Raw genomic sequence first — 19943 nt, forward strand, 5'->3', positions numbered from 1 at the left:
AGCATGACATTAGCTAATGTGAGAGCTCTTCGCTTGAGTACCGGGGTAACTGCCTCGGTAGCATTGTGCTATGGTGTCAACTGGCCATTAGCCTACATGGCGCCACTTTTTGTCGCCATGTTCCTTTCCATGCCATTGCCCTGGATTGGTTGGAAAAACGCTCTAGCGATTGTCCGTCGTCTTGGCGTTGGTTTACTCTTGGGGTTAGTCGTGTCTGAGTACTTCGTACGCTTACCCTTGGTCTGCGTGCCTCTGTATGCCTTGATCTTCTTTTACATTTTCTACAATGACGCCAAGGCTCCGCCGCTGGCGACTATTTTCATGACAATGGGTGTGGCAATGGTGCCAATCATAGGTCTGCAGGCTGCGGCGGCCTCTCACATGATCGCGTTTTACTTGTTAGTGAACATGCTAACGGGCCTAGTTTTCATGTGGCTCTTTCATATGCTGATGCCAAACTCGATGGCAAAAGTGGACCCGAATGCGCCCAAACCACAACGGCCTGCGCCCAAGCCGATCCCGTCGCGAGAAGAACGTGCGCGACTTGCCATCGTTTCTACCATTGTAGCCACGTCGGCTATTTTGATCTTTTATAGCTTCAACCTAGTCCAGTATTCGCTGGCGATGATCTATATTTGCATGATGGCTGGATCTCCCAACACCAATGCCAGCATCAAAGTGATGACTGCGAATACCAAGGCCTGTCTTATCGGAGGCGTGGCTGTCATTATCGCGTTCAACCTTTTAGTGGCCGTTCCGAAGTTCTGGTTCTTGCTCGTTCTCTGCTTCGCCATAGCTCTCATTTTCAGCCGAAAAATCATGGAAGGAAAACCATCTTCCGCAGCGTGGGCGTCTGGTTTCACCACCTTTCTCATATTGCTAGGCTCATCTACAGGAGGGGGGGCCAGCGCCAGCGCCAGCTCTAACTTCTACCTACGCATCGCTCAGGTCCTGTTCGCTGGACTCTTCTGCATCCTCGCCATCGTCGTCATCGAACACCGCATCCATAAGCGTAAAGCTGGCAAGCGCTGGTGGCAACTAGGACGGCTCACCGCTAGCTGAGTCCGGCAACAGAATTATTCATTGGAGCGCAGCGACCCAACGAGCAGGCCGCATTGCTCAACCCACGGCTCGCCGCAGATGACCCGTGGGCCCCATGGTCCAGCCCTACGAGGGAGATCCATTCCCTGCCTTCGCTCAGGTATGCAGTACCGCAACATGGTCATCTGGGACAAACTCAACGGCGGTCTCGGTAACGGCTTCAGACCTCGCCACTGAATGAGGAAGTCTTAGTTTTGTTATATATGGGCAGAATATATATGGGGACCGAGCAATAGTCAGAAGCCCAATCATCCACTTTATTTATCGCCGGAATGTGAGTTATTATCGAACAAATATTCGACCCCATCCTTGCTTTTGATTCGAGTCTACAAATTTCGCGGACAGAGTAATAGAGACCACCGTCCCTCCCTCGATGAACTCGGTTTTGTCGAGAGTCTGGCGGGTGTAATCTTTCCCCTCGCTGATGTTACTGACCAACGTACGATACTATTCACTACCGGGCGACTGCTCCAGTGGATATGCGAGACCGATGGATGGCACTGGCTGAAATGCGGGTCGTTGTCGATGCTGACCAAGGAATAGATCCCCCAATGACGAACCGGATCTGAACTGGTTCAACCAGGAAAGCAATCCCACCAAAATACAAATCATCAGGATAAACGAAGCTTTCGTCTCCAACTTGACCCGCATAGGAATTGTTCGTATGAACATATGCTATGCCGTCCATCTACCAGCCCCGCCGCCCACGCGCCTCGCCCCTCTGGCAGATTGTCCACCACGGCTGGAATGACTTTCTCTCAGATTACGAGCAGCATCACCGCAAAACCCTCGGCCCGCTTCGCACGGGCACCATAGCCACCGTCGAATCATTCCTCCGCTGCGGCGACCTCGCCGCCGGTTTCACACGCTTCCAGTGCCCGGACTGTGGTCACGAAAAACTGCTCGCCTTCACCTGCAAGCGCCGCCACTTCTGCCCCGCCTGCCACCAGCGCCGTGTCCGAAGCACCAGCTCATGGATCGCCGCCTGCGTCTGCCATGATGTCCCGCACCGGCAATTCGTCTTCACCATCCCCAGAGTCCTGCGTGGCATTTTCCGTAAGCGCCGCCACCTCCTCACCCACTTATTCCACATCGCCACCAGCTCCCTCCAGCACGCCTTCCGCGCCCAGCTTGACCTCCCGGACGGACGCATCGGAGCCGTCGCCGCCGTGCACACCTTCGGCGACTACCTCATCTTCCACCCCCACCTCCATATCCTAGCCGCCGATGGACTCTTCACCCCCGACGGCACTTTCCACTGTATGCCCGCCGAAGACCTTGCTCCCGCCATCGAACTCTTCCGCCACCGCTTCCTCCACGCCCTGCGTGATGCCGGACTCATTAGCCCCAAGAGACTTGCCCACCTGCTCTCTTGGAAACATTCCGGCTTCAACATCGACAACGGGGGCGAGGAAATCATAGCCCCCCACGACACCGCAGGCCGAGAACGCCTCGCCCAATACCTCCTCCGTTACCCGTTCTCCCTCCAGAAAATCACCTGGAACGCCACCACCAAAACCGTCATCTACCGCTCCAAACGCCACCACAACACCAAGCGCAACTTCGAGATTTTCAAAGCCCCCGACTTTATCGCCGCCGCCATCGACCACCTCCCGCCCAAGGGCCAGCAAACTGTCCGCTACTACGGCATCTATTCCAACAAATCCCGTGGTCTCGCCCCGCTTGACAGCTTCACCACCATCACCCCGCCCCAACAGCAACCAAAGCCTCCCTCCAAACCTCCAACATCCACCCAGATCCTCCTCATCCCCGCACCTCCTAAACGCCGAGCCCGCGACATGCGCCCCCTCTGGCGCGACCTCATCCTCAAAGTCTGGGGTGGCGACCCTCTCCAGTGCCCCTGCTGTAAGGGCATCATGAAACCCGTCCGAACCTTCCTCCGCCCCGAGGAAATCGAATTCTTCCTCCGCCTCTACGGCCTCTGGGAAGGTATCATCCATCTTCCCCGCCCACCGCCGCCCTTCGATATCGACACCATGGAGCCCATCGAGCCACCGTGGCAGGCCATCAAGGAATGGATCCCCGACGACGAGCCGGACCTGAAATGGTTCAACCAGGAAAGGAAGCCTGTAGGGGATGATTCCAGACAGTATGACCAAAGTCCCGCTTGGCAACCAACCGAAATCCCGCTCGGCGATGGCCTTACCCTGATCCTCGAAGATTCCTGACTCCGCCCATAGGGGCTCGAGAACAACCGCTGTCAAAAAACGCCCTTTTTTGACCAAGCGGCTCGGGAAAACTGCGTCCACGAGCCCCAGTGAAGACAACGAATCGACTGTGCTGAAGCTCTTTTTGCACCCCCAAATGCCTCTTTCTCAATTATTTTTCTCATTTCCGCATTTTTCTCTTGCCTGACCACTGCTCACCCGTTAAGTGTCCGCTCATTTCACCCCCGCAACCCCCTTTCTCCCCCTCTCCGATCTCTCCTACAACGTCCTCAGGGACACAACTAAAAAAGCAAATACCTAGCAGTAGCAGTAATATGCCGAAATCTGTACAGATGCTTCAGCAAAAGGAATTAGAACATACATCCAACGATGTCAGTCAGAACTTTGGACAGATGGATCGGACCAAAACAGTTGGACTATGGTTAAGCAAGCTGCCGCAAGCGCGTCAGTACATAATGACCATGATTCTTTGTTAACGATACTGACAGGGTTCTCCAATATCTCAGACCCTTCTCATAATTCTGATCAGTGGGACGATATTAAGGCGTTGGCAAGAGCGTCGGTCAAAAAGTTAGACACCTTTCAATCTTTAATGAGTCAAGTTATTTTCCTGAATGAGGGAATTTCTACTGATAAAGGTGAATGGGACAAATATGCCGAGATCTGTAAAGATGCTTCAGCAAAAGGAATTAGAACATACATCCAACGATGTCAGTCAGAACTATGGACGGATGAATTAGACCAAGGTAGTTGGACTTTGGTCAAGCAAGCAGCGGTTGATGCGTCATTAAAGAATGATCATGATGCTTTATTAATAATCTTGATGGGGTTCTCGAATATCTCACACCCTTCTCATAATTCTGATCAGTGGGGCGCACTTCAATCGTTGGCCATAGACCAACAAATTTATAAAGACGGGTCCACTATCTCATTCCATGGAACCGATACACGTCAACGTCGAACAATAAATGATCCGAACATACTGCCAAAAGAAATGAGCAGTTCCTTCCTGATAAAACGAGGGAAACTTCCTGCGCATTATACCTCCAAATTTGATCAGAAAACATGTCACATTGAATACTTAATGCGGCTGAATATTACCGATGAGGATGGGTCCGCATATTTTATCATTACTCATAGCCAAGATAATGGAGGGTACGTGGCTCTCGCGAAGGTAGATGGTAAAAACGTAGGTAACGGCACCAAAGAGCACGAGATTGTCATTACTGAACCTAATTTTGCAGGCGAAGTTGTTTGGTGGGACCACCTTGATACAGATCACCCTGGTGGATGCAACCACCCTGGCAATGGCGGTCAAATTGGCGAGATTACAATACTCGTTGGACAAGATTGGACTAAGACATATCCCGTTATTGGGCATGCCGTGAAGCCAGTCGGGAAGGGAAGTAAAGTTCTCTTTTATAATTTTTTGAGCCTAAAAAATGGAAATGACGAGCAGAATGCAATGATAAAAATCCTAAATGGTTTTAAACAAATTGTAAATCCATCAAAAAATTCTGATCAGTGGGATAAACTTAGGAGTCTGTCTAACAATGATGTTACTTTTATAACGTTAATGGAGACTATTATAAAACTTAATGAGGGAGTTTCTACCGATAAAGGTGAATGGGACAAATATGCAGAAATTTGTAAGGACGCTTTAGGAAAAGGTATAAAAACGTACATCCAACGTTGTCAATCCGAACTTTGGACGGATGGATTGGACCAACATAGTTGGACCATGGTCAAGCAAGCTGCGTTCGAAGCATCGGGAGGACCGTCAATGGGTTCTAAAAGTGCAACCTCTAGCGCTTACTTGGGTTGTTTGACAACACAAGAACTTAGGCTTCGTCCTGGGGACGATGGAGAAGTCAGTTCTGTTAATATTGAGCAAGGCCCTGATGGACTGTTTTACTTGATAGCAGGAAACAAGTATCAAACGGTAGTATGGAAATCGCCTGAGCTAGTTCCAGATATTTCAAAATGGGAACGAGTCCAATTTGGTGGATCCATTCAGCTCAATGATGGAAGTTCTATGCTAGCATGGTCTTCATTTACAGGAGTGCAAACTCTATACTGGGTGAAGGCGGGAAACAACGGAATGGATTTCCGTAAATTGACCTACGCTATTATGGATGGGAAAGTTGGGGGTATTAATGTCGACGCAGAATCTAGCCTACATACAACGCAATCAGATAGATTTGGTGACGGTGACTGGGTGACGGATAACGGAAGTATTTATGTTGGTGCCTCAAGTGGAATAGCGTTGTATGGAGCATATAAAAGTATTAATGACGAAAAGGGCCCCTCAAGCTCAACGCAAGCACCTTGTATTCAAGTTAGAGCTTGGTACTCATAGATTCAATAATTTGGTTTTTATCAACCCCCTATCTCCCCCCAGCACAATGCCCTTAATCACCTCACCCAAAAAGCAAATTCCTAGCAGTAGCAATAAATACCTAGCAATACAAAACGCCTCGTATTCACGCATCATACGCACAAAAACATCCTTCTCCTTCGGCCCAAACTTAAAATCACCATCCACCACCCGAGAAACACAGTGGTAAATAGCCGAAGACTTCTCAGCTGATGGGGAAATAAAGCGTTTTTGTCTCATGACAGACGAACAATATAAAAAATAACAGCACGTCAAAAGTTTTCTCTACTTGGGGCCACACCCTTTTTTCCTCTTATGGAATAGGGTCTAGCAAGGAGAATACCAATAAGGTCAAAAGGGCTTGGCTTGGGAGGCTCAGGGATTGGATTCGGCTTGCCGTTTCAGAGCCAGAACCTTGCTTTCCGGGGAGAGGCGGGAGAGGGGGATTTGGGTTTCCTTGTCTTTGAAATCAACGAAGAGGATTTCGCCTTCGATACGGATGAAACGGGCTTGGATCACGCGCCCCTGGGTATCGATCCACGTACGTGTTGTCGGACGCGGAGGAGGGACTAGCAACGATTGCATTTCACGGGCCATAGCATCTCCTATCAGGCAATAGGTCTTGGCATTGCGGTGCCAGTGAACGCCCTCATTTGTCGGTGACTTGGCGGTTGACTGAAGGAATCGCCGGGTATCTATGGCGGCGACATTGCCATCGAATTGCGGATAAGCCCCACTGTCTCCCATGGCCAGTTGCGCCTGTTCAACTTCTATATGACCTTCGGGGTTTCCGTTGGCAGCCATTCCAGATGAGGCGATAACAAAAGGCATGCCGGGGATCCCGACGGATGCACGAATATCGTTGATGAAGTTCTCCATATTCTCTTCGTAGTAGGTGGAACTATTGGCACTGATCAGATCGTTCCAACCCTGATGCCAGCCGAAGCCAGCGATCTCGATACCCTGTCCAGCGTAGGACGGAAAATAGGACGCTGTGTTAGCCAAGACATCAAGTACTTGGGACATCATTCTCTGATACCTATAGCCATCCTGACCCTGAAGCAACGGTTTGCTTATCGCCCAGCCTGAAGACGGTGGACGGAAGTCAACCATCAGATCCTGGCCACCCCATGCCGCCTTGATAATCAGCACCTGTTCGCTATGAAAATCACCCATGGCGTGACCAAATTCCAGTTCAATGCCCATGTTACTGTTATCACGCCTCTCACCATAGCCCACGCTGAGATCGCCAGAGAGAAAGGTGGAGCTAGGCGCGAATCCGCGCTCGTACCAAATCCAGACATCGTTGCGCACAACCCAGCTGCCGCCGCTTTTGTAATGCCCATAGGTGCCGGGTTCATTGGCCACAATATACTCCAGCGTACCAGGTGTTCCCACCGGAGACATTTCGCCCTGCCCTTCCATATTGGACTGACCGGCAAGGATGTAAACCTTGACGGTGGTACCGCTGTCTTTAGCCGTCTTGAAGCTCCAGACATCGCCGGTGCGGGTGCCCTCTGCATTAATCGAGTCGACTCGCCAGTAGTAGGTTGTATCAGCAACGAGCTTACCCGGATCATAGGTGCCTCCAGTAACATTCCCTTGGAATTCACCAGCATCTGGAGTCGCGTCGGTCCCAAAATAAACATCGTTGGAAGTGGTCAAAGGACTATTGGCCCAGCGCAAGTTGGCATCGATCGAAGCTGCCTGTATGCTATCGTACGGCATCGGGCGAAAAGCTACATCGGGCGGACCCACTTCAAATTGCCAGACGATACCGGTGGTAACGCCATCATCGTTTCTTTCATCTATTCGCCAGTAGTAAGTGCCAGGAGCCAAGGTACCCGGGGTGTAAGTGATTCCGGCTCGGTTGTCTATGAATTCACTGGCATCTGGAGTTGCATCGGTACCGAAGTAAACATCATGTGAAGTCGCGAACTGCCCGGCAGTCCAGCTCAATGTGGGCTCTGTATCGAGGCCGATGAGTCCTTGGGCTGGAACCGGATTCGTCACCTGAGTGGGCAGACCCAAAAGGGCTGAGAGCCCGGTGGTGGCAATCTGGATGCCGCACGGGCCGATGTGATTAAATCCATTTCCGTATATCGTAATATCCAGATCACCTGATAAACCCTTATAGAAAACAAAGTTGCCGGGTGTCGTGGCGTTGGTGATTTGGCTAAACGAGGTAAAGCCTCTTGCCGGCAGTATGAAATTCTGCTCCGGGCCATTGTTTAAAATTATTTTGCCACCGCTATCCGGGATTGGCCAGGACTGCGTCCCTAGGTAGAGGATAACATCGTAGGTGCCGATAGGAATCGATGTTACACTTATCTTACAAAACGCACTTTCATCGAAAGGGTCTTCGGTGCCATTGGCATGACCATCCATCATTTGCCCAGCAACGGTATTGTTGCCGACATTTCCGCGATTATAAGGACCACCGTTACGGGCATTCACTAATTGGAAAGTTGCCGTGCCGCCATCCACGCCTGTTATCCCAACCGATGACCCGGAGCCCCCCCAAGGGACTTCATGATTTTCCCAGCCATCTGTATCAAAGGCACCATAACCAGTCGATTCACCTGCATTGACCTGCATGTCATTCACATCTAAGCCATTGCCAGTCCAACCGCTATCAGCCCAAAAATTAATACTGAAGATTTCCGCCTGCAGTGAGCCGGTCAAAATCGCGAGAATCATCGCAGATTGAAATATTAATGGGAGAATTTGTTTTTTTATCATTGACTGCTAGGAATTTGCTTTTTGGAAGTTAGGGATTTCATCAAATCCACTTCGGATTGGATGTGGGGGGTGCCGTCGGGCATGAGTATGTCGTGGTGCCAGATTTTTGGTTCGGCGGTGAATTTTTTACTCAACGACGCCCATGGATACTGGGTCTGGGTTTTGCCTGCGACAAGTCCCCAGTTGTAGGCGGCGATTTTATTTTTCTTAAAATACGGAAGATGGGTTTCGAACTTGCTGTCGACTGATCGGGCGAGGTATTCGGTGCAGAGCAGTGGCCGGCCAAAGGGGCGGATCGACCCGACCCGGTCGATGGTTTTGTGCAGATCTTCGTAGTTGTGGAATGAGATGATGTCGGAGTTTTCTAGGATGAACTTGGAGAGGTGGGTGCTGTTGGGCCCGATCCATTCACCGGTCCAGAGTCCGCCGCAGGTGAGTGGTTGTGACGGGTTCAGCTCACGGCTCCAGCGGAATGTATGTTCTAGCAGGATGAGACAGATCGCTTCTTTTCTGATCTTTCTGATGCGGTCGTCACTATTGCCATTTCCCGGTTCGTTGTAGAGATCCCAGCACAAGACGCGGGGGTCGTTCTTGAATTTTCCGATCACGCCGGTGACGTAGGGTTTGAGGGATTTGTGTTTGGTGACGTCCTTGAGGGTATTGAAATTAGGCGACTGCACCCAACCCGAATTGTGCCGATGTGGTCTGGGAGTCGGTTGTTTGCCGAGTTTTGGAAATGATGCCCAACAGCTGTCAAACAGGACGAACATGGTCTTTATGCCGTGTTTATCCGCGATACCGAGAAACTGATCAATGCGTGTTAGAAACCCTTCGCTGTCCTGCTGCCAGAGCATGTCGTGCAGGTAAACGCGGACGGTGTTCATGCCGATGTCGGCGGCCCAGCCGAGTTCGCGGTCGATTGTTTTGGGGTCAAAGGTATCGGCCTGCCACATCTCGAGTTGATTGATCGCGGTGGATGGCGTGAAATTACAGCCGACGAGCCATGGTTGCTCGTCATACCACGTGTTGGCTTTTTCCGGAGACCACCGACCAGGCAGTTCGATTGTGGGGCCGGCGAAACTGGTGAAGGACGTCACCATGGCGAGAAGGCCAGTGAGTATAAGTGATTTCATGGATGTTTGTTTGTTGGGAGTTGTGATCTACCGCCAATCGATCAGAGCATGAACCGCTGAATAGCTCCTCTTTGTTCCATCTTCTTACGAGTCATAGTCAGGTCCATGTCACCGTAGTGTTCGATCGGGTTGCCGTAGGCGTTGAGCAGGGTGGTGTACCAGTTGCCTAAGGTTTGGTGCCCTTCGGTGGCGTGGAATGGTAGGCGGATGTAACGGCCGGCGATGTCGAGTTTTGAGTTACTACCGGTCATGACGATGGTCGGGGCTTCGGTGTCGGGGCCGTGGTGACCGGCACCAGTTTCGGGCATGTAGATGATGGTTGTGTTATCGAACATGGTGCCGTTACCCTCGGGTACGGATTTGAGCCTTGTGACCATTTTTGCGACCTGGGTCATGTGGCTCTGTTTGACGGTGTCGCGGAGTTCCATATCCCTGCTGTGGCCTAGGCGGTGGAGATCGACCTTGCCTTTGTTGCCGGGCAATGTGGTGATGGGGGTGCCGAGGTCGTCGATGGTGTAGGTGACGACATTTGTTAGGCCTGTAATGAGGGCGGCGAGGATGACATCGGTGAAGGCTTCTTGTTTTTCAACGAGACTGGCATCTGGTCCGCCGTTGGCGTGAATGGGATCTAGCTTTGGAAGGTTTTTAGCGATCACCTCGGAGAGGGAGGCGACCTTTTTATTACGTTTCCGGATGGATTCGATGGAATCCACGTGGTTGCTCATTTTGATGCGTTCGACACCATCGAGGCCGTTGAGTTTTCTGCTCTCTTGGGCTCTGAGGTATTCGAGCAGGGTGTTCTCGGAGTTGGCCGCGCTCTTGTTGGTGACGGATTTAAAGAGTTCGTTGTAAGCCGTTTGGGGGTCGGCGTAGCAATAATTTCTTTGGTGGCGAGTGGGGGCTGAGAAGCCGGAGACGATACCGGAGCGGAAGGCGATGGTGCCTGAGCCTGAGGCGAGGGAGCATTCAACGTGGCCGAAGGGGGAGGGGAATAGCTTGGCGAGTTCAAAATCGATGGTGGCTCGTTTGATGCCGTTGATCACATTTCGGCCAGCTTTGTAGGCGCCCATGCAACCTGAGAAGGAATAATGTCCGCCACCACTCATGGTCATGGAGAGGCCATGGAGGATGGTCATGTTTTCTTTGTGACTTTCCAACCCTTTCAACCAGTCCGGGAGTTCGTGTTTGTCGAGGTCGGCCTCGAATGCCAGTTTGTCTTGGTCCTTTTTCTTCTCTTGTTCTGAGAATGTCGGGAGTGAAAACAACTTGGGCACGTTGCCATTGGACTTTCTGATGAAGATGAAGCGTTGGGCGTGCTCAGCTCGAGAGGTGGCACCAAGCAGGTGATTGAAGGATGGCGAAAAAGCAAGGGCTCCGGCACCTAAGCCAGTGGATTTTAGAAAATTTCGTCTGGTGATCATGGCTCTAGTTGGTGGTGGATTTACGGTAGATGAAAGAATCGGAAGTGAGGAGCGAAATAATCACAGCATCGAAACTTCCTTCGTTGTCGAGATAGGCTTGTTCCGCATCGATTAGGGTTTTGGAGTCGGACAGGACTTCGTTGCGTCCCATGTAGTAGCGGAACGCGTGGCGGATGATGGATTGGCGAACCTTGGCGGCTTTTGCTAGGCGGCCGATGAGATCGATAGCATCGCTCACATCTCCATCGAGCGCTGGGTCGTCGGTGCCGGCGAGCACGCCTTTGGCCACGACTGGGAGAGTTTTGTAGCTTGCCCGGCCATCTAGATGAATGGCCCTCTCCTTGGGGGCTTCTTTGATGAGGTTTTTCGGATGCTCGATGCGCTCCTGCTTGCGGAAGCGTCCGAAGTCGTCGTAGATCTCGAATGGTAGGCCGAGCGGGTCCATTTGTTGATGGCACTTCCAGCAGTATTCCTCGCCGGTCTTTTTCTCAAGTCGCTGGCGCAGAGTTTTGTGGTGGTCCTCTGGGATGACGGCATCGACGGTTATTGGCACATCGGGGATGGTTCCTGCGAGCAATTTCTCACGCACCCATTTACCGCGACGCACCGGGTCGTTTTCTAGGTTGAGTGAATGAGCAATGAGCCAGGCTGGGTGAGTGAGGATGCCTTTTCGGTTGGCGATCTTAGCCGGCTGAGTGGTTGGGTAGTCCCAGTTGGCGTAATCTATGTTGAACAACCGGCCGACATGTTCGCCGCGCATCCGCGTTCCTGTCCGTGTCGCGGCCTCGCCTTTGTTCCAGTGAGCTAGGGGGATGGGGTCATAAGGTGGGGCGGATTTCTGGCCGTTTCCGAAGCGTAGCGTGTAGCTCGTCATGGTGGTTTTAAATGTTCTCACCCAGTTTTTCTTGCGTTTGCCTTTGAGGAAGTCCGGGAAGACGGTGCCCATCATTTTCATCTCGCTGATAAAGTCCCAGTGCTTGTAGAGTTCCTCTTCGGTGAAATTATTCCAGTCGTAGTCTTTAAAGTAATCGTAGATTTTCTTGATCCGATCCGAGGATGCCTTCATCGCCGCGTTGTCGCTGGAGTGATAGACGTAGAACTTCTCGGTGGTGAGTAGTTCTTCGATGACATTTTTGTCCTGCTGCAGGATGTGATCTACCAGCATGTCAGCTTCATCGACCAGCCGGCCTTTGACGTTGTCATAACTGGTGGCGTTGCTCAGGCGGGCGTCGTCTTTGAACAGCGTCATCGCCTTGGTGTAGCCAAAGAACTCGCGGAAAAAGCGTAGTTTCCGGATTGGGGTGTTGGTGATGCTCGAGTTAAAACCGGCTTTCTGGACGGTTTCGTCGATGACGTAATATTGATCGCGCCGCTTGAGCATGCGAGTCACTTCACGTCGGTAGTCATCCAGTGTGCTGAGTCGACCATCCTTGACGGCGGTAACCAATTCTTGATCGGGAGCGCTGTCGGTTAGTGCGTACGCGAGTGCGTAGCTGGCATCGCGTGGAGACATCATGCGGCGGCCATGTTGATCGGCCGAGCCCTGACCAAACTCTGAACGGTAGGCCAGCTCGGAGCTCAGGATCAGAGTCTCAATGAGTTTGGCGATAGCTTGTTGATTACTCAGCGTCTGCATGTAGTTCTCTGTCAATGCCATGTTTTCCTGTGATTCTTGTGCGGTGGGTTCACGCTCGAGGATTTTGAGAAAGAGTTCATCGACGAGCTCACCGATTTGTTTTTTACCCGCTTGTCCTGCTGCTGTTCGTTCGGCCTGGAATGACGCATCCCATTCGGCCATGCATTTCTCGATGATCTGGCTGTAGCGGTCGTCCTGTTTCCGATGTTTTCTGATCGCTGTCTCGATGATTTCCATCTCCGCATCAGACCGCGGTTTGTAGGGTTCCGGCTGATAGTTCTTCTTTTTAATATTTCCGTAGATGAGCGCCATGTCCCACTGCTTGTCTAGGACCTTCATGATATTGATCCGCATGCGAATCCGCTTTTCGTGAATGCCGAAGGCGAACCAGTCTCGCTCACACTTTTCGATGACGTCCTCAAAGGTGACGTTGTCACGTTTATACATTCCGACTCCGAGATAGATCGCTCTGAGATCCTGCGCTTCGTATCTAGCCAGCAGACCGACATTGTCCCGCTTCGTGAGATTCCCTTTTCCATCGGTGAATTCCGGAACTTCTTCCACCTGCTCCCTGACGAATGTGGGCAGCAGAGCTTCGTGGCGCTCCTTGTGCAGATCTTGCGCGACCTTCTTGATATGGCTGGTCAGAAAGCGCTCCCGGGACGCGAGGACTTCCCGATGCTCGAGCTCCATCTGCATAATGCGGTACATAGCTGGGTAGTGAGCCTTCATTGTCTGCTCCGACGACATGTGAGCGGCTATTTTTTTAGCGTTGGAGATCATCGTCAGCAGGTGGCCACCGGTCAGTGCGGTGGTGTCGTAGTAGCGCACGCCGATATTGTCGGGGAGTAGGAAGGGGTTGGTGATGCTCTGGCGCAGGCTGCCACCACCAAATCGCGTGTTGAGAGTGACTCCGTTGTCGCCGATGACGGTTCTTCTTTTGCCATCGATGGTTCTTAAGCTCGGGTGGTCGATGAGTTGATTGATCTTGGCATTGAAAATGAACTCGCTGACGAGCCAGCGGCGGTCGCGGGTGAATCCAGGTAGATTTTTGTACTCGCCCGAGAACAGCTTGTTGTGATCGACGTAGTTCCCGAACTCTGGTCTTTTGAGAGTTTCTGAGAGTCTGGAGGCATCGTGCTGCTTGAGTTCGCTGGAAACCCATTCGATCAAGGCTGTTCGCTCCTCAGTGGTTGGCTGGCTCTTCTTTTTCTTTGGAGGCATTTCCTCGAAGAAAAGTTGCTCTTGAATTTTGTTGAGAAGGCCTAAACGGGCATCCAGTGAGTGTGTGGCCAACTGATCCAAGCGGATGTCGCCCTTCTGCTTGTCCTCGTCGTGGCAGGCGTAGCAGTAGACGTCTAGTAAGATATCGATCTTCTCAGGCACGGCCCATGCAGATACTTTTTTCTCGGCCCCAGCCAGCGTTATGGCGCTAAGCGGTATCGCCAGAATGGCGGCCAATGTTCTTAATGTCATCATGTGTCCTTGAATTTCTAATAGCTGTGGTTAGCACGCGCGGTTGCATTTTTCAGCTAGATTTGTGCAGCGCGTTGAAGTAGCCAGATTTAGTGCATAGATACTGGCTGTCACAGGTTTTCTTACTTTTATTTTTGGAGTGTGACATTTATCCAGATCCATCAGGGTGATGAACGTGAGTTGGCTGAAGTGGTTCACCTATCTGAGGATTTCCTCATAGAAGAAGGAAACCTATTATCCATGTGCCGCTTACATGCAAGTCCAACGGGCGCACCACAAGCAATTACCCCCAAAAAACATTCCTCGTTTGAGGTGAACACACAGGTGGCACCGTCTGGGTTTTCAGTTTGTCGAATCAACCAACGGTCGATCTGCCCCAGTCACAAAACCGTTATCACTCAGCCGCCAGTTCGGGCTTAATTCCGGGGAGAAATACATCCTCTTCGATTTCTGGAATCAAGCGCTTCTGGGGGTGGTATCCGACCAGACGACCATTGAGGTTGCAGGTCACGATACCCGGGTGTTGCTTGTGCATCAATCATTAGATCGGCCGCAGTTGTCCGGCACCTCGCGGCATCTCACCGGCGCCTACTCCATCAAGGACCCGTCCTGGGATGCTGCGGCGACCACCCTCAAAGGCCAATCCGACATCGTGCCAGGTGAGGACTACACACTGTTCTTCCATCTCCCACCAGGCAGGCCGACGGCCTCGACAGCAGCTGCCTCGACCGGTGGTAAACCGATTCCAGTCAGGCTGGAAAGAAAAGGCGACCTCCTGTCGGTCAGCTTCAAGAGCCCAGAGTCTCCCGTCGCGTGGCAAATTAAATTCTGAGCCCCTCCAAGTCTTTCCGTAATATCCTGTATTTCGAGGTTCAAAATTGATGTAGCAACCCATCCCCACGGGAATTGAATGTTCCATGCAGGCTGTTGGATATTGAATATTTTACTTAGGCACCGGTCCCATCGTCCCGCCCTCGATGAACTCGGCGTCGATCATACTCTGGCGGGTATCTTCTTTCCCTTGCCTGATGTTATTAGTCCAGCGCACGATCCGGTTCACTATGGGCTGGTCATTCCAGCTGACATGCGAGATCGACGGCTGGAAGCGGTTGAAATACGAGGCCTTGTCGATGCAGATCAACGAAACATCCTGCGGCACCCCGAGTCTCCGGTTGAGCAGAAATTGGGCCGTGGCGAAGTATTGCGCCGCGCTGTAGATGAAAATCGCGGTGGGCGGGGTGCTCGCAAACAGTGATTCGAGGCATCTGTAAAAACCATCGAATCCTCCCTCCCAACCCGGCATGTTGTATTTGCCCGCATCGATACCGTGAGCTGTCAGTTCATCGAGAAATGTAGAACCGCCGCTGAGTACTGCATTTGATAGGGTGACGTGCTCGTCCAGCATCACAATCCGTCGGTGCCCGAGACTGATCAGCCGACGCGTTGCAGCAACAATAGAGGGCCGCTGGTTCGGCGCGATGCCCGCGATTCTCAATCTGCCGAACCCACCGTACAGCGCGAAGACCGGAACCTGCCGTTGCACGAAACATTGAAGGACTTCCCCTGAACCGCCAGCCACCACCCAGGCGTCCGCCTCGGTTTCCTTGATCATGCTGGCGAGTCGCCGCATATTCCCCCCAATGTCGGTTAGGTTTTTCCGCGCATGGAGGACCGTGTGTCCCGCCGCCTTTAGCTTGTCCTGAAACCGGGTGAACAAATCGTGTGATTCGTCGCCTTTTTCGTAAAATAAAACCGCCACCCGCAGTGCCAGCGGGGCATGACCCTCCGGCAGCGCGATCTTGCGCTGGAGTCCGCGCCCTTGGTTCAGCAGTAGTCCCTCGTCCTCGAGCATCCGCAGCGCGGCCTTCACGGTTTTGTGGCCAACCCCCAGTTCTTCCACCAGCGAGTTCACCCCAGGCATCGTCCCGCTCAATCCTCCCCGCAGCAGCTCCGCCCGCAGATGCTCGGCTACCTGTTCGACGGCGGAAAGAACGGTGATGGGTTGCATGAAGTTAACGTGGTCCCAAAGGAGCCAACCGTCAACGAGGAATAACCTTCTACTGTGTGCGTGTGCAAAAAGCGTGCGAATGAGCAACTCATGTCCGGTTTGTCCACGTTTGGAGAGGACCGGCAGCTCGCTAATAACTAAGAAAACACAACCCAAGTAACAAAATATGAAATTGAATAAATCAATTAAAACAACCCTCTCCATCGCGGCAATCGCTGGGCTGGCTCTTACCGGCGCAGCCCATGCAACGGTCCTGATCGACTTCGAGTCCTACTCCCTTGGTAGCATCGACGGCTAGGGCCCTTGGGTCGACTTTCCGGGTTCCCTTGACTTGCTCGTTAGCTCGACGGAAGCTCTGGGTACGCAGTCGTTCGAACTTCAATCCGATGGCACCACGTACGGTTCGGATATCTACATAGAGTAATTGTTTGGCGCACCGATTACCTCGGGACAGGTGACCATTGCCTTCCAAACCTACCTACCGGGCGGTTACGACGCCCACCTCGCCTTGTACCACTCACAGGTAGCGGGTAATGGAGCATTCGACACAGGCGGATTCCCTGTGCTGCAGGGTGATACCGGGTTGATCGTAAATGGGGCAAGCTCGGCGGCCCTCGTTTTCGACGCTTGGACGGAAGTTAAACTGGAGATCGACCTGGATGCCGATACGCTCGACATCTCGTACGGTGGCGTTGTGTTCCATTCGGGTGCCTGGGACAACACCGATCCTGGCGCTAACTCGCCAAGCGTTGGTGGAATTAATTGGTGGCAAGCTGGACCCAACAGCAGTGGAACCTCCGCCTACATCGATGATATCAGCCTGACGCAGGTTCCCGAGCCCTCCTCCGCAGCTCTGCTCGGACTTGGTGGACTCGCACTGATCCTCCGTCGTCGTAAATAACGCTTTGGCGGACAAGTCCTCCGTCGCCGTAAGTAATCCGGCCTAGGAAAATCAACAACCATTCCAACCCCACTCCCCATCACTCGGGGGGTGGGGTTTTTCTGTGTTAGTTGGTTCGCCGTTGGGCTAGCTGGCTAGCCCTGAGTGCATTTTATTCGACCTGACTCTGAAATTTTTCCACATACGTCTGATCTTCTTTACTAAGATCAGCGAGTCCAAGAGTCGTGATGCGGCCATTATTCATACGAACTTGAACTTTGCCGGACTTACTATCGTAGCTAACGAGTCTGCCCTGAAAGGAACGTTTGCGGTCGGGGCTATAGAATGTGCGGCGTGCGCCCTGAGTTGATTTTGGAAGACGATTGGTTCGGCTGTCTGATGTTTGGTTGGCGTTACCCTCCTGCCCCTGAATACGGAGTTTCGGAGTAGAATAGCTGTAGGCAAACGCCACCGCTGCCGTGGTGTGATTGCGAATGTTTCCGCGGTAGTATGAGAAGTCGGCATAATCGCGGGCGGGGAGAATGACGTAGGAGTCACTGCCATGGCAGCGTGCCATATTGATCCAGGCCTTGTAGTAGCTGGACACCTTCTTCTTCAGTTTGGCATCATCAGACGCGTAGGTCCCAGCCCATCCCCAAGTGAGTCCCATGAGGGCACAGGCATGGCCATCCGGCATGTCCTTGTAGGAGGCGTCAATATTGGAGAGGTGCAGCTTCATCATCTCCTTCGAGCCCTCGCGCTCCGGCGAAAGTTTGTGAACCAGATAGCCGAGGCCCGACTTGTGGGATGCTCCGTTGCGGGTGCTCGATTTCCAGCGTTCCGAGTCAATCGGTCCATTGTTTAGAGTGAACTCGCCGCCGTAGGCAATCTTACCGGCATTGGTGGTGCCGTAATCGAGGAACTGGAAACTGCGATCAACCGCCTGCTGGTCGACTTCTACTCCACACTGCTTGCTGAACTGCCAGGTCATGAGGGCCAGACAGGTAGGCCATTGCATCGGTCCGTATCCGCCACCTCCCCGAGCCACAATCACGTCGTATGGTTCATGGCCAAAGCCTCCTTCGTAGAGTGCCTGGTGTTTATCGATGATGGATTGATCGATGTTTTTGATCTGCTTGGATTTCCAGTGATGGATCGGAGCCTTCCACTGTGCTTTTGCTAGAAGGTCTTGAGTTTTACCCAAGGTCTTCAATACCTTTCTGTCACCTGTGAGCATGTGGTATTCAGCTAAAACAATCCCCTGAAATCCAAGATGCCAGGCCCTGGTTGTGTCATTATAGGGTTTGTTCCATGCCAGAGCCATGCGCTTGCCTGCGGTAAATACCTTGCGGTCGTCCGAACTGAGCATGGCAAGTGTGGCGATACAGCGACCCTGTGAATCAATGCCTCCGGGATTGTCCATCAGGTATTTGTAGGCTCGTTTCTTTAGAATGTCGGTTTTTGCGCAATTCACAGGAAAGGTGTCGGCGAAGCGACCCAGCTTTTCGAGTTGTACCTCGACCTCGAGTTTTGCTCCGTGACGGTCGACCATGAGCTTGAGAACGCCTTCATCACCCTCGCTGTCTTCGATAGCTAGGCCCATGTCTTGAATAGGGCCCTCAATACCATGATTGCCATCGCCAAAGGTGTGTTTGGAAAACTTTTTCCCATTGGCTCCATAGACCTCATCATCGATTCTCAACACGTCCGACGCCGGAGATTTCTTGAAGATGTATTTCACCACAAATGAGCGCTCTTTGAGGATGCCACGGGCTCCGGTCGGTCCCATGTTGACAAGAAATCCAGGGACAACGGCATCAGGTCCATCTTTACAGGGTTTATTCCAGCGTCCCTGATTGTCCGGGTCCTTGATTCCATAGGCGTCTCCCAGAAAGCTCATAAACAAAGCCATACAGGCGGCGATTCCAGTCAGCGAACTGCCGCTTTTAAATAGGGAGGGAAAAAAGTGGGTGTTTACGGTTTTCATGATTCTTTCGGTTAATTTGGAGACTCTAGTCCCGTTACCCACCGTGCCAAGGAGATAAAAGGGGGGACGTAGAGCGACCGTCTCGGTCGCTATAAATTCTTCCGGCGCAGCGCTGTCATTATCTTAAAAACCAGGCCTCACTTGATGATTGTCAGATGCGAACTGGGGGGGGCTGGCATCTATTTCGGGGCTATTTTTGGCTTCTATTTTGTCATTTACAACCGCATGAAAAGTTATAACATTGTATGAACATATGAAAACTGCAATTACTAAAATAGGAAATTCGAAGGGGCTGATCATTCCTGTGCAGCTCTTAAAACAATGTGGTTTTGAAAATGAGGTGTCTTTGGAGGTTAAGGATAATTCGTTGATCATTTCAAAGATTGGAAAACCCCGCTCAGGGTGGGAAGAGGCTTTCGAAAAAGCCGGTGTGGATCAAACCATGATGGACAATTTTGGTAACTCTTTTGATAAAGACGAATGGACATGGTAATGAGGTTTGATGTTTATCTCGTGTCACTCGATCCCACAAAGGGTTCTGAGATTAAAAAGACACGCCCATGTTTAATCATTTCACCCGATGAAATGAATAAAGGGCTCAATACAGTATTAATTGCTCCGATGACAACGGCACTCCGTCATTACCCAACGCGCGTAAAAATGACGTTTCAAAGTAAAAAAGGGGACATCGCGTTAGATCAGATCAGGGCAATCGACAAAGAACGTTTGATTAAGAAGTTAGGCTCTATTCATCCGGTTGCTGCCAGAAACACCTTGTCGGTATTGCAGGAAATGTTTTCATAAAAGGCGCAGCTTGTTGACCTGAAAGTGTTCTCAAGGCATAGGCAAAAAGACGTTGCAAATTATCTGAAGTGTTCGTCTGGCCGTCTGCCGATCCTGATGGCAGTCCATTCCCCATGGGCGAACTGGGGTGCGAACTGGGGTGCGAACTGGGGTGCGAACTGGGGGACATGCGAACTGGGGGACAGGCTT

General features: G+C 51.9%; 16 protein-coding genes. 7 read left to right on the forward strand and 9 right to left on the reverse strand.

Features of this window, described 5'->3' with window-relative positions; genetic code table 11:
• Nucleotides 1-3: 3 nt before the first annotated feature.
• From BSZ32_RS10525 to BSZ32_RS10535, 3 genes are all read left to right on the forward strand, one after another.
• Nucleotides 4-1062, forward strand: a complete 1059-nt coding sequence (locus BSZ32_RS10525) for a DUF2955 domain-containing protein (RefSeq protein WP_105043371.1) — start codon at nt 4-6, stop codon at nt 1060-1062.
• A gap of 716 nt (nt 1063-1778) precedes the next feature.
• On the forward strand, nt 1779-3290 hold the full coding sequence (locus BSZ32_RS10530) for an IS91 family transposase (protein WP_105043372.1): 1512 nt from the start codon (nt 1779-1781) through the stop codon (nt 3288-3290).
• A gap of 418 nt (nt 3291-3708) precedes the next feature.
• Complete coding sequence (locus tag BSZ32_RS10535; RefSeq protein ID WP_105043373.1) at nt 3709-5649, forward strand: hypothetical protein; 1941 nt, start codon at nt 3709-3711, stop codon at nt 5647-5649.
• Here the strand turns inward: BSZ32_RS10535 and BSZ32_RS19340 are convergent.
• The 8 genes from BSZ32_RS19340 to BSZ32_RS10570 all read right to left on the reverse strand — a co-directional run bounded on the left by BSZ32_RS19340 (nt 5644) and on the right by BSZ32_RS10570 (nt 16083).
• Nucleotides 5644-5907: a hypothetical protein gene (locus tag BSZ32_RS19340; RefSeq protein WP_105043374.1), complete on the reverse strand. Its 264-nt coding sequence runs from the start codon at nt 5905-5907 to the stop codon at nt 5644-5646. The genes BSZ32_RS10535 and BSZ32_RS19340 overlap by 6 nt on opposite strands.
• Nucleotides 5908-6042: 135 nt before the next feature.
• Nucleotides 6043-8409: a sialate O-acetylesterase gene (locus BSZ32_RS10545; RefSeq protein WP_105043375.1), complete on the reverse strand. Its 2367-nt coding sequence runs from the start codon at nt 8407-8409 to the stop codon at nt 6043-6045.
• Entirely contained in the window at nt 8406-9542 is a 1137-nt protein-coding gene (locus BSZ32_RS10550) for a cellulase family glycosylhydrolase (RefSeq protein WP_105043376.1), read from the reverse strand. Before BSZ32_RS10550 ends, BSZ32_RS10545 begins: the two co-directional genes overlap by 4 nt.
• A gap of 41 nt (nt 9543-9583) precedes the next feature.
• Nucleotides 9584-10963, reverse strand: coding sequence for a DUF1552 domain-containing protein (locus BSZ32_RS10555; RefSeq protein ID WP_105043377.1), 1380 nt, complete (start codon nt 10961-10963; stop codon nt 9584-9586).
• A gap of 4 nt (nt 10964-10967) precedes the next feature.
• Nucleotides 10968-14078, reverse strand: a complete 3111-nt coding sequence (locus BSZ32_RS10560; RefSeq protein ID WP_105043378.1) for a DUF1588 domain-containing protein — start codon at nt 14076-14078, stop codon at nt 10968-10970.
• Nucleotides 14079-14469: 391 nt separating this feature from the next.
• Entirely contained in the window at nt 14470-14610 is a 141-nt protein-coding gene (locus BSZ32_RS18865) for a hypothetical protein (RefSeq protein ID WP_165788781.1), read from the reverse strand.
• Nucleotides 14611-14616: 6 nt separating this feature from the next.
• Nucleotides 14617-14994, reverse strand: coding sequence for a hypothetical protein (locus tag BSZ32_RS18405; RefSeq protein ID WP_129589717.1), 378 nt, complete (start codon nt 14992-14994; stop codon nt 14617-14619).
• A gap of 24 nt (nt 14995-15018) precedes the next feature.
• On the reverse strand, nt 15019-16083 hold the full coding sequence (locus tag BSZ32_RS10570) for a substrate-binding domain-containing protein (RefSeq protein WP_165788782.1): 1065 nt from the start codon (nt 16081-16083) through the stop codon (nt 15019-15021).
• Nucleotides 16084-16255: 172 nt separating this feature from the next.
• On the opposite strand from BSZ32_RS10570, the gene BSZ32_RS20120 reads away from it, so the two are divergent.
• Nucleotides 16256-16381 (forward strand): hypothetical protein, encoded by a 126-nt coding sequence (locus tag BSZ32_RS20120; RefSeq protein ID WP_276308430.1) that lies wholly within the window; start codon nt 16256-16258, stop codon nt 16379-16381.
• A 156-nt stretch (nt 16382-16537) separates the two neighbouring features.
• Nucleotides 16538-16984 (forward strand): PEP-CTERM sorting domain-containing protein, encoded by a 447-nt coding sequence (locus BSZ32_RS19795; RefSeq protein ID WP_240610614.1) that lies wholly within the window; start codon nt 16538-16540, stop codon nt 16982-16984.
• 151 nt (nt 16985-17135) lie between these two features.
• Here the strand turns inward: BSZ32_RS19795 and BSZ32_RS10580 are convergent, their stop codons facing one another.
• Nucleotides 17136-18950 carry a DUF6288 domain-containing protein gene (locus BSZ32_RS10580; protein ID WP_129589719.1) on the reverse strand — a complete coding sequence of 605 codons (1815 nt, stop codon included), beginning with the start codon at nt 18948-18950 and terminating at the stop codon, nt 17136-17138.
• Between the two features lie 253 nt (nt 18951-19203).
• Here BSZ32_RS10580 and BSZ32_RS10585 point away from each other — a divergent pair, with 253 nt between their 5' ends.
• Together BSZ32_RS10585 and BSZ32_RS10590 are read left to right on the forward strand one after the other, a co-directional pair.
• A complete protein-coding gene (locus tag BSZ32_RS10585; RefSeq protein WP_105043382.1) occupies nt 19204-19443 on the forward strand; it encodes an AbrB/MazE/SpoVT family DNA-binding domain-containing protein in 240 nt (79 codons plus the stop codon).
• Nucleotides 19437-19754 carry a type II toxin-antitoxin system PemK/MazF family toxin gene (locus tag BSZ32_RS10590; RefSeq protein WP_425500444.1) on the forward strand — a complete coding sequence of 106 codons (318 nt, stop codon included), beginning with the start codon at nt 19437-19439 and terminating at the stop codon, nt 19752-19754. The genes BSZ32_RS10585 and BSZ32_RS10590 overlap by 7 nt, the downstream gene beginning before the upstream one ends.
• The last annotated feature ends 189 nt before the right edge of the window (nt 19755-19943 follow it).

The sequence above is a fragment of the Rubritalea profundi genome, from assembly GCF_002954445.1.
Taxonomy (GTDB): domain Bacteria; phylum Verrucomicrobiota; class Verrucomicrobiia; order Verrucomicrobiales; family Akkermansiaceae; genus Rubritalea; species Rubritalea profundi.